General features: G+C 71.1%; 8 protein-coding genes. All 8 read left to right on the top strand.

The annotated features are described in order from the left end of the window. A partial coding sequence (locus RN901_RS05915; protein ID WP_310756946.1) for a DUF87 domain-containing protein occupies positions 1-1888 on the top strand: 1888 nt, incomplete at its 5' end. Positions 1889-1893: 5 nt separating this feature from the next. After that, positions 1894-2772 (top strand): TrbG/VirB9 family P-type conjugative transfer protein, encoded by an 879-nt coding sequence (locus tag RN901_RS05910; protein ID WP_310756944.1) that lies wholly within the window; start codon positions 1894-1896, stop codon positions 2770-2772. Beyond that, a complete protein-coding gene (locus RN901_RS05905; RefSeq protein ID WP_310756942.1) occupies positions 2769-4010 on the top strand; it encodes a TrbI/VirB10 family protein in 1242 nt (413 codons plus the stop codon). The genes RN901_RS05910 and RN901_RS05905 overlap by 4 nt, the downstream gene beginning before the upstream one ends. Before the next feature lie 16 nt (positions 4011-4026). Continuing rightward, positions 4027-4923 (top strand): hypothetical protein, encoded by an 897-nt coding sequence (locus RN901_RS05900; RefSeq protein WP_310756940.1) that lies wholly within the window; start codon positions 4027-4029, stop codon positions 4921-4923. 12 nt (positions 4924-4935) lie between these two features. Continuing rightward, complete coding sequence (locus tag RN901_RS05895; RefSeq protein WP_310756938.1) at positions 4936-5925, top strand: type IV secretion system protein; 990 nt, start codon at positions 4936-4938, stop codon at positions 5923-5925. A 16-nt stretch (positions 5926-5941) separates the two neighbouring features. Beyond that, on the top strand, positions 5942-6613 hold the full coding sequence (locus RN901_RS05890; protein ID WP_310756936.1) for a VirB8/TrbF family protein: 672 nt from the start codon (positions 5942-5944) through the stop codon (positions 6611-6613). After that, positions 6610-7548 (top strand): hypothetical protein, encoded by a 939-nt coding sequence (locus RN901_RS05885; protein WP_310756934.1) that lies wholly within the window; start codon positions 6610-6612, stop codon positions 7546-7548. Before RN901_RS05890 ends, RN901_RS05885 begins: the two co-directional genes overlap by 4 nt. 298 nt (positions 7549-7846) lie before the next feature. Continuing rightward, positions 7847-9883, top strand: coding sequence for a TraM recognition domain-containing protein (locus RN901_RS05880; RefSeq protein WP_310756932.1), 2037 nt, complete (start codon positions 7847-7849; stop codon positions 9881-9883). Positions 9884-10012 lie beyond the last annotated feature (129 nt).

Below are 10012 nucleotides of genomic sequence, written 5' to 3'. Positions count from 1 at the left end.
CACGCCCGTCGAGATGCTGGGAGCCGTCGAGGCTTCCCGGCTTCTGTCCGAACTCATCAACCGCCCAGGCACGTTCTGGGACGGTGCGACGGGCAGCGGCATGAACTGGCGGCTCGCGGTCTCGGAGCTGGAGGCGGAGCGGTCGCACCTTCGGCTCGACGGCGAGCCGGTGATCCTCTATTCGCTGCTGTCGCCGCCCGGGCAGGCGCACGCCAACCTCCTCAAGGACCTCTACTGCCTCGATGCCGTGACGACGGTCTCGCTGGAATGGCGACCGTGGACGGTGGAGGCGGCGCGGCGGCGGATCCGGAGCGCGCAGCGCCACTACTTCTCGCGCCGCTACTCGATGATGGCGCACGCCCAGGACGCCCAGGGCACGGCGGCGGCTATGGTCGATTCCGCGGCGGCCGCCGAGTCCGACCGTCTGGGAGCCGCGCTCGTCGAACTCGAAGCCGACGGCGTGGCCTACGGCGAGGCGTCGCTGACCGTGGCACTCCACGGCGAACTCGAACGGATCGAACGTCTGGACGGCGATGTGCGCCGCCTCTTCGCCGCGCACGACGCGAAGGCGATCCGGGAGGGTTACGGCCAGTTGCCCGCGTGGTTCGCACGGCTCCCGGCCCAGCCGAGGCGCCGACAGGTGCGGCGCGTGTTCGTGTCCGCTGGCCTCGCGGCGTGCCTCGCGCCCGTGTTCGGGCCGCCGAGAGGCAACCGGAAGAGTCGGCATCTCGACCGTGAGCCGCTGGCGGTGTTCGAGACGCCGTGGCGCACGGCGTACCGCTACGATCTGTTTGCGGGCGACGTGGGCCACACGCTGATCCTGGGGGCGACGGGCTCGGGCAAGAGCTTTACGCTCAACTTCCTGCTCGTCGAGGCGCTCAAGTACGATCCGCGCATCCTGATCCTGGACCTCGGCGGCTCCTACCGATGGCTGACCCGGTTTCTCGGGGGCCGGTATCTGGAGCTCACCCCCGGCGAGGCGGAGCCCACGCTCCGGCTTACGCCCTTCGCGCTTCCCCCGACCACGAGGACGTTCCAGTTCCTCACCGGCTGGGTGCTCCGGCTGCTCAAGCTGGGCGGATACGAGGCGAGCGGCGCGGACACGAGCGAGATCCGCGCGCGGATCGAGGATCTGTACGCGCTCGGGACCCAGCGCCGCACCCTGAGCGTGCTGGCCGGTTCGCTCCCCTCCGCGATGTGGCCCGCGCTGAGCCGCTGGACGGAGGGCGGCGCGTGGGGCGCGTTCTTCGATAACGCGCCAGCGGAAGGGCCGGACATCGAGTTCCGGGACTGGCAGGTGATCGATCTGGCGGGCGCGGCCGAGCACGCGGACCTGTGCGAGGCGGCGCTCGCCTACCTGCTGGAACGCATGCGGCTTGAGATCGAGGACCCGGCCGAGACCGCGCGGCTCAAGCTGATGGTCGTGGACGAGGCGTGGCGGTACATGCAGGACCCCGCCGTGCTGAACTACCTGGCCGAGGCGGCCAAGACGTGGCGGAAGAAGAACGCCGCGCTCGTGCTCGCGACGCAGTCCGCCGTGGACGTGACGGGGACGCCGGGCGCTTCGGCGCTCCTCGAATCGATCCCCACCAAGCTGTTCCTCGCCAACGCCGAACTGCCCGACGAGGCCGGGGCGCTGTTCCGGCTGAACGAGTCGGAGGTCGCCCGGATCCGGGCGCTGACGCCCAAGCGCGAACTGTATCTCCGCCGCCCGGACGAGGCGGCGGTGCTCCGCCTCGAAGTCGATCCGGAGAGCTACTGGCTCTACACCTCCTCGCCGCTCGACGCCGAGAGGCGCGCCGAAGCCGTGGCGAGGCACGGGCTGGTCCGGGCGCTCGAAGCGCTCGCGGGCCGAACCCATCCCACCCCACCAACCGAGAGGACGTGAACACCATGAAGGCAACTCCAACCGCCGCGATCCTGCTGGGGATCGTCGTAGTCCTGCTGACGCTGCTTCTGACGGTGCTTCCCTGCGATGCCGCCGCGCAGCAAGCGAGCGCGGACGCCACCCTGCTCCGGGTTCCGTTGCCGGAGGACGGCGAAGAGCGGATCCCCCGGCTCCGCGCACGCGTGCGTCATACAACGGTCATCGTGCTTCCGGCCGGGGAGCGCATCCTCGACTTCGTGGCCGGAGACTCCGAGTACTGGCACCTGACCGGCGCGGCGAACGTCGCGTACCTGAAGCCGTTGGCCGAGAACGCGGCGACCAACGTGGCGCTCGTCTGCGAGTCGGGGCGCATCTACTCGTTCCTCGTCCATGAAGACGGGGAGAAGCCGCCCCACCTGGTCGTGCGCGTCGAGGCGGGAGCGGACGCGGAGGCCGCGTTCGGCGCTCCGGGGTTCGTCGCCCGGAGCGAGGTCGCGGCCTACCGCGAGATGGCGGCCCAAGCCGCCGATGCCGCACGGCTGGCCCGCGAGGAAGCTGGGGCCGGGATCGCCGAGGCGCGGGAGCGGGCGACCAAGGAGGTCGAGGCATTCCGTGCCTCCTACCCCGAGCGGCTCCGGTTCGACTACCGGCTGGACCGGGAGGCGTCCGGGCGGCCGTTCCTCGTCGAGGCGATGTGGCACGACGGGGAGTTCACCTATCTCCGCTCGCGCGCACAGGAGTCTCCGGCGCTCTACGAACTCCGGGACGGCGAGCCGAGCCTGGTCGCGTTCGATCTCACCGAGGACGGCCTCTACGTCGCGCGCCGCGTTCTCGGCGACGGCTGGCTCCGGATCGGCGACAAGCAGGTGCGGTGGCGGTTCGAGCCCCGGGAGGGCTCGAAATGATCCGCTGGAAGCAGGTGGTGAAGGAGCCGAAGGGCGCGCTTCCGGGCGGCATGGTCACGAAGGCGGGGGTCGTCCTGATCGCCGTGCTCGTCGCCGGACTGCTGTTCTCGTCGTCGCTCGCGGGTCCCGGCGAAGATGAGGCCGCCGCCGGAGCGCCGGCGCAGCCGCGGGCGTTGAACGACCGCGAGGGCCGGTCGCTCGACGAGGGCATCCGCGACGAGACGGCGCGCGAGACGCAACGGGCCGCCGCCGAGTCGCGCGACGATCCGGCCGACCGGGAGGGCGGACCCGCCTCGGGCACGGGATCCGCAGGAACAGATGCCGGCGGAGGCGGTCGGATCACCGGCATGGGCCGTGCCGAGTTCGAGCTTCGCGAGGCGCTCCGGCTGGAGGAGATCGAGCGCAGGACGCGCTCGCTCCGCTCGTTTCCCGTCGCGCAGTCGCACCGGGATCCGAACGGACCCCCGGACGCGGCCGCGTCTCCCGTGGCGTCCGAGTCTCCCGACGCGGCACTCGACGGGGCGCTTGCGTCCCTCGGGCAGTCCCTTGCCGCCCTTGAGGCCGAGATGGCGGTCGGGCTGGCCGCCGGAGGGTTTGCGCCCGGAGTCGGAGGCCCGGCACCGCAGGCGGACGTTCCCTCCGTGCCACGCACCGCCGAGCCCGGCCGTTTGGTCCGGCCGGTTGACCCGCCGGGCTGGGAGCGGATCCACGAGGGCACGTTCCTCGACGCGGTGCTCATCACCCAACTCTCGGGCGAGTTCCCCGGCCCGGTGCTCGCCATGGTGTCTGCGCCGCTGTATTCGGCGGACCGCCAGCGGGTGCTAATCCCGCGCGGCGCGCGCGTCGTCGGCACGGCCCAGGCCGTCCAGAACCGCGACCAGAGCCGTCTCGCCGTCTCGTTCCACCGATTGCTGCTGCCCGATGGAAGCTGGATCGACCTTGAGTTCACCGGCCTGAACCAGGTGGGCGAGAGCGCGCTCCGCGACCGGGTGAACCGCCGCTACCTCTCGACGTTCGCCGCCGCCGGGGCGGTCGGCGTCCTGAGCGGTCTCACGCTTGCCGGAGCCTCGCCATACGGACTTCAAGCGGGCGTCGGCCAAGGGCTTGGAAGCAGCGCCACCTCGATGCTGGACCGGTATCTGAACCGGCTGCCCGAGATCACGATCCGCGCGGGCCACAGGCTCCGCATCTGGTTCACCTCCGATGTCCTCGTCCCCACCCCTCCGACAGACCGATAAGAGAAAGGACTTGTCCATGCGATTCCGTTCCCTCGCCACCGTTTTCCTCGTGCTGCTCCTGATGCTGGCCAGCGCCGCTCCCGCGAGCGCGCAGTTCGACTTCGGGAGCTGGTTCCAGCGGGCCACGATCATCGCGAACCAGATCACGCAGATCTCGCACCAGGTCACCCAGATCCGGTCGATGGCCCGCCAGCTTACGGAACTCGAAGACCAGCTCGACCACATGGAGCGCGCCGCCAAGGGCGAGATCGACGCGCTGCTCCAGCCGTTTTCCGACCTGTCCGCCGATCCCGTGGGCCTCGTGCGCGACGGACTCGGCTGGCGCTCGGACTTCACCGGCCCGGCCCGGGGCACGGTCGACGCCGTCCGGAGGATGGGCAGCGGACGCTCGTTCACGCGGCACTGGAGAACCATCCGCCACGCCGCCGACCGGGTGTCGGACGCCGACATCCTGGCTCTGTTTGCGAACCTTCCGCCCCAAGCCGCGACGCGCGCGCTGGAGGACCACCGCCGCGCCCGCGAGGCCGCCGACCGGCAGCGCGTGCTGGACTACGCGGCGCTGGACGCGGCCGCCGCGCTCGCCGGGACCATCGAGAGCGCCCAAGGCTCGTTCGCGGACCTCACTGCGAACGGAAACCTGTCCAACACGGCCCTTCAGCAGGCCGGAGTCGCGGCCTCGCTGAGCCAGGGGAGGATCAACGCGGCCCTCGGCCAAGTGCTCGCCCATCAGACGGCAATGGAGGCGAGCCGGGCGAGGCAGGCCGAACTCGCGCACCTGGACTGGCTGGGCCGCTGGCACGATGGCCGTGCGCGGGCGAACGCGTTCGCCGGGACCATGCGGAACGCGGCTTCGCTGAACCGGGCCGCGCTCAGGGACGGGCTCCTGTTCCGCGTCCCGTCGTTCTACCGGTAGGGCGCGACGGCCATGCAACTGCCCCCGCAGTCCATCGACCCGAACGTCCCGGCGCAGATCCCCGCCGATCAGCTTCAGGACTTCAAGAGCTTCCTCGACGTGGTGCTCGACACCGTCGTCGGCGGGGCCGCGCCCGACGTTCACACGCTCGGGCTCCAGCTCTGGGGCGGGCTCGCCGCCGTGATGGTCGCCTGGACCGGACTCAAGATCACGTTCAGCGGCACGTTCCAGCCGTGGGAGATCGTCAAGCTCGTCATCGGGATCGCGATCCCCCGCACCCTGCTCCACTACTACGCCGTCCCGATCCCCGGCGTCGGGCTGACGTTTCCGGCGATGATCGCCGGAGGCGGGATCTGGCTCCAGAACCTGTTCCTGTCCGACGTGGTGTCGGCCGGCTACACCGAGATGGCGGCGCTCGTGCAGGCGTACAGCGCGCACCTGGGCGCGGCATGGTCCACCGGCAACCTGCTCTCGATCGTGACGGCGGGGACGACCGTGATCTTCTCCTCGCTCGTCACGCTCGTGATGGGCGCGTCGCTCGTGGTCTGCCTGCTGGCGCTGTTCTGCGTCACCTACGCGCAGGTGATCTGGGCGCAGGTCGCCATCGCCATCGCGATCCTGCTCGGTCCGGTGTTCATCGCGTTCCTGCTCTTCGAGCCGCTCTCGTTCCTGTTCTGGGGATGGTTCCGGACCCTGATGGTCTACACGCTCTACGGCGTCGTGGCCGGTGCCGTGCTCAGGGTCTTCATGGGCGTCGGCATGGGCTACATCACGACCTACGCCGATGCCCTGATGGGCACCGGGACCGCCGATCCGCTGGAACTGTGGCTCTGGGCCGTCGTGCTCATGCCGCTCGTCGTCTCCGGCCTGATGGCCGGGCTCAAGGTCGGTGAACTCGCCTCGATGCTCGTGTCCGGCTCCGGCTCCGCCGGGTCCGGGTTCGTCGCGCTCGTCATGCAGGGGGCGAGCAAGGCCGCCGCTCCCGTCAAGCCCCCCGTCTGAGCCCCAAGGAGATCCGATGATGAAACGAGACCGTGACGCGGGCCGCGAATACGCCGAGATCTGGGGCGAGGCCGTGCAGGCGAACCGGAAGCTCAGGACGATCCTGATCTTCCTTTCCGCGAGCATCGTGCTCGGCGTCCTCGTGCTGCTGCGCATCGCTGGCGCGGAGCCACCCAAGCCCATCGTCGTCCGCGTGGATGAGGTGGGCCGGGCCGAGGCGCTGGCCTACGAGGCCGCGACCGTCCAGGCCGATCCGCTCGATGCCACGACAAAATACTTCCTGAACCGGTTCGTCCACGACTTCCACTCGCGCCGCCGCGCGACCGTCGAGGAGCACTGGACCCGCAGCCTCCGGTTCCTGTCGACTGAACTCGCGAACGCGGCGTTCCAGAGGGACGGCGCGGAGGTCGCGAGCGTGGCGGCGGGGACCGCCGACACCGAGACCGAGGTCGAGCAGGTCGTGCTCCGCATCCACCCCGCGCCCGAGCCGCCGCACGGCGCGACGGCCGACTTCGACGTGGTCCACCTCGACGGCGAGCGGGAGATCCGCCGCGAGCGCTGGTCGCTCACGCTCCGGTTCGAGTTCCTCGACAGCATTCCGAACGAACTCGTCGTCCACAACCCGATGGGACTGCTTGTCACCTATCTCCGGGCCGACCGGGCGCTCGTCACCGGAGAGGAGCGATGACCCTCCACCACCTCAAGGGGCGGGAGAAGGCGCTCGGGGACTTCGGCTGGACGGGAAAGAAGGCCGAGTGGATCGCGCTGGTGTGCCTCCACAGCGGCGTGTTCACCCGCGCGCAGTGCGCGCGGTTCCTGGGCGCGCACCCGGAACAGGTGCGGCGCGTCGTCCACGCGCTGATCGCCCAGGGGCTCGCCGCCGAGGAGACGGTGCCCGGCCTCCGGGGCATCGGGCGCGTGTGCCGGATCTACTCCCGGCGCGTCTACCGGGCGCTCGGCGCCGAGCACGTCCGGCACCGGCGCGCCGCCGCGAACGAGGTGCTTCTCCGCCGCCTGCTCTCGCTCGACTACGTGGTCGAGCACGCCGACCTGCCGTGGCTCCCGACCGAGCCCGAGAAGGTCGCCGCGTTCGAGGCGCTCGGCATCGGCCGCGCGCTCCTGCCGTCCCGGCTCTACCGGGGCGCGGCCGGGGACACGCGCCGGTTCTTCCCGGTCAAGCTGCCCGTGGCGCTCGACTCGACGCGCGCCGTGTTCGTCTACGCCGAGCCGGGCCACGAGACCGCGACCGCGCTCCGCTCGTGGGGTGCGGCGCACCGGGGGCTCTGGGACGCGCTCCGGGGACAGGGCCGCGTTGTCGAGATCGTCGCGGCGGCGCGGACGACGGAGGAGATCGACCGGGCCGGACGGGTGATCCGCAGGTGGGCCGAGGCGGGGTCCGGCCCCGCCGAGCCGGACGCGCGGACGGCCGAGGAACTGGCCCGGATCGAGCGGGCGATCATCGAGGGCGCCGTCCACGTGCTCGAAGAGTTCGGCGGCCTCCAGGCCGCCATGAAGCGGAGCGTCGCGCTGGAGAACCGCGCGCGCCGCAGGCCTGGGCGCGCCTCGGTGAGCCGCGCCGCCACATGGCGGACGATCCGCCTCCAGGGAGCCCGCTACCGATGACCGCCAGGCGAGTTAGGGCCGTATCGGGGCGTGAAATCGACGCGGGGGGCCGATTCACAGTCGAAGCGTCCAGCGATTCACATGGACGCGGGCGGCCATCCGCGGGCGCGGCAACGTCTTGCGCCGCCGCGCCCCGGCCGGGCGCTGCCGGTCGGGCCGCTTCGGCGGGGCTGGGAGCGACCCCAGGCCCGCGGGGCCTGGTGCGGGTTCGGGCCGAGGTGTGGATTCACACCACGCCCCTCCGCCCCGCACGGGGTCGCTCCCAGCCAGCGATCCTTTCAGGAAGGAGGCTGCGCCGATGAAGTCCGCCACCCTGGCCATCATCGGGGCCGCCGTCGGCGCGGTCGGCGCGCGGGCGCTCAAGGCGCCGTTCCCGGTCCCGGACGCGAACCCGTACCTCGACCTGATCGCTTGGCACGATCCGGGCCTGCACGCCGTCCTCCGCTTCTGGCACTACGCGTGGCCCGCCGTCCTGGTCGTGCTCGCGGGCTCGCTCGCGCTCTCGGTCTGGCGGGTCTGGTTCCAGCCGCTCTTCCGGTTCAAGAGACGGGGCAGGCTGCCCGACTGGCCCAACTCGCCCGCGGACGATGCGCCCTCGGTCGTGGTCGGCGAACTGCACCACCCGACCGTTGCGCGGGAGAGCGAACGGCCGTCCTGGCTCGTCGTCCCCGAGAAGGGACTCTACACCGGCGTGCTCGTCGTCGGGGCGGTCGGCACCGGCAAGACGACGGCCTGCATGTACCCGTTCGCCCGGCAACTGCTCCACTGGCGGGCGGACGATTTCAAGCGCAGGGCGGGCGCGCTCGTGCTCGAAGTCAAAGGGGACTTCTGCCATCAGGTGCGAAGCATCCTCAAAGACGCCGGGCGCGCGGACGACTACCTCGAAATCGGGCTCGGCGGCTCGTGGCGGTGGAACCCGCTCGACGATCCGCTGCTCGACTCCTACTCGCTCGCCTACGGCGTGGCGTCCCTCATCAACCAGCTCTTCGGCAAGGGCAGGGACCCCTTCTGGCAACAGGCGTACACCAACCTCGTGCGGTGGATCGTGGAACTCCACCGGCTCCTGCCCGGGGGCTGGGTCACGCTCCAGGACGTGTACCGCTGCACGGTGGACGGCGACCTCCTGGCCGGAAAGATCGGCGAGGCCAGGGCGCTCGCCGACCGCGTGTGCCCGCTTCGCGCCGTCATCGCGAGGAAGGACCTCGCGAAGCACCGCAAGGCGCTCGGAGACTGGGACTGGCGGGCGCTGCCGGAGGAGGGGAAGGCGGCCCACCCGCTCGATCCCGCGCTCCGCGAGCGGCTCGCCGAACTGAAGGTCGCCTACGCCACGGAGCCCGAGGGAGCCGCCGGAAGCGAACTCCGCGAACGGGTCGAGGCCGTCGAGCGGTGGTACGACAAGGACTGGTCCAAGCTGGACGCCAAGCTCCGCACCTCGATCGTCGAGGGGATCTCCGTCTTCCTGTCGCTCTTCGACCAGCCGGACGTGGCCGCCGTGTTCTGCCCGCCGCCCCCGACGGTCTCCGAACCGGAACCCAAGGGCGGCGCAGCAGCCGAAGAGGACCGCACGGCGCGGGTCCCGCCCATGCCGGGGCTCCGCAGGAGGCTGCCCCCGCTCTCCGAGTTGATCGAGGGCGGCAAGGTCTTGGCGCTCAATATGCCCGCCGGGGCGAACCCGGCGCTTGCCCGCGCCATCGGGGTGCTGCTCAAGAGTGCGTGGATGCAGGCGCTGCTCCGAAGGCCCGCCGAGGCCGCCCGGCGTCCCGGACGCTACATGCGGCCCGCCGTGTTCATTTGTGACGAATATCAAGCGTTTGCCACGGTCGGACAGGACGACCCGGCGGGCGACGAGAAGGCGTTCGCACTGACCCGGCAGTGCCGGTGCATCCCCATCGTCGCCACGCAGTCGCTCTCGTCGCTCCGCTCCGTGCTGCCCTCGGGCGAGGCGTGGCGCACGCTCGTCCAGACGCTCCGGACACGGATCTTCCTGTCGCTTTCCGACGAGGCTTCGGCCAAGATCGCGTCGGAGATGTGCGGGAGCGTCATGAAGACGCGGGCCTCCTACACGTTCACCGAGACCACGGGCAGGCCCGAGTTCTCGCTCCTGTCGGGCCGAGCCGGGGGCGGGCGCGGCTCCATCGGCGCGAGCAAGTCGTTCCGCCGCCAGAGCGAGCCGGTGTTCACGCCCCGCGAGTTCGCCCTGCTCGCCAACTACCAGGCCGTCTGTCTTCCGTACGACGGCGTGAAGTCGCTTCCGGCCACCCGCGTCTACCTGAAGCCCCACTACCTGCCGAGGGAGACGGGCTACTGGAGGCTCCGGGAGGAGGGCCGGATATGAAGCGCGCCAGCGGCGTCGGCCACCTCGTCCCGTTCCTTCCGGGCCTGGAATCCCTGCTCGAAGACCCGGAGGTGTCCGAGATCATGATCAACGGACCCGCGAACGTCTGGGTCGAGCGGGCCGGGAAGC

The sequence above is a fragment of the Candidatus Palauibacter soopunensis genome (genome assembly GCF_947581735.1).
In the GTDB taxonomy this organism is placed as follows: domain Bacteria; phylum Gemmatimonadota; class Gemmatimonadetes; order Palauibacterales; family Palauibacteraceae; genus Palauibacter; species Palauibacter soopunensis.
The sequence above is the reverse complement of the archived record's forward strand: the minus strand, read 5'-3'. Positions and strand labels throughout refer to the sequence as shown.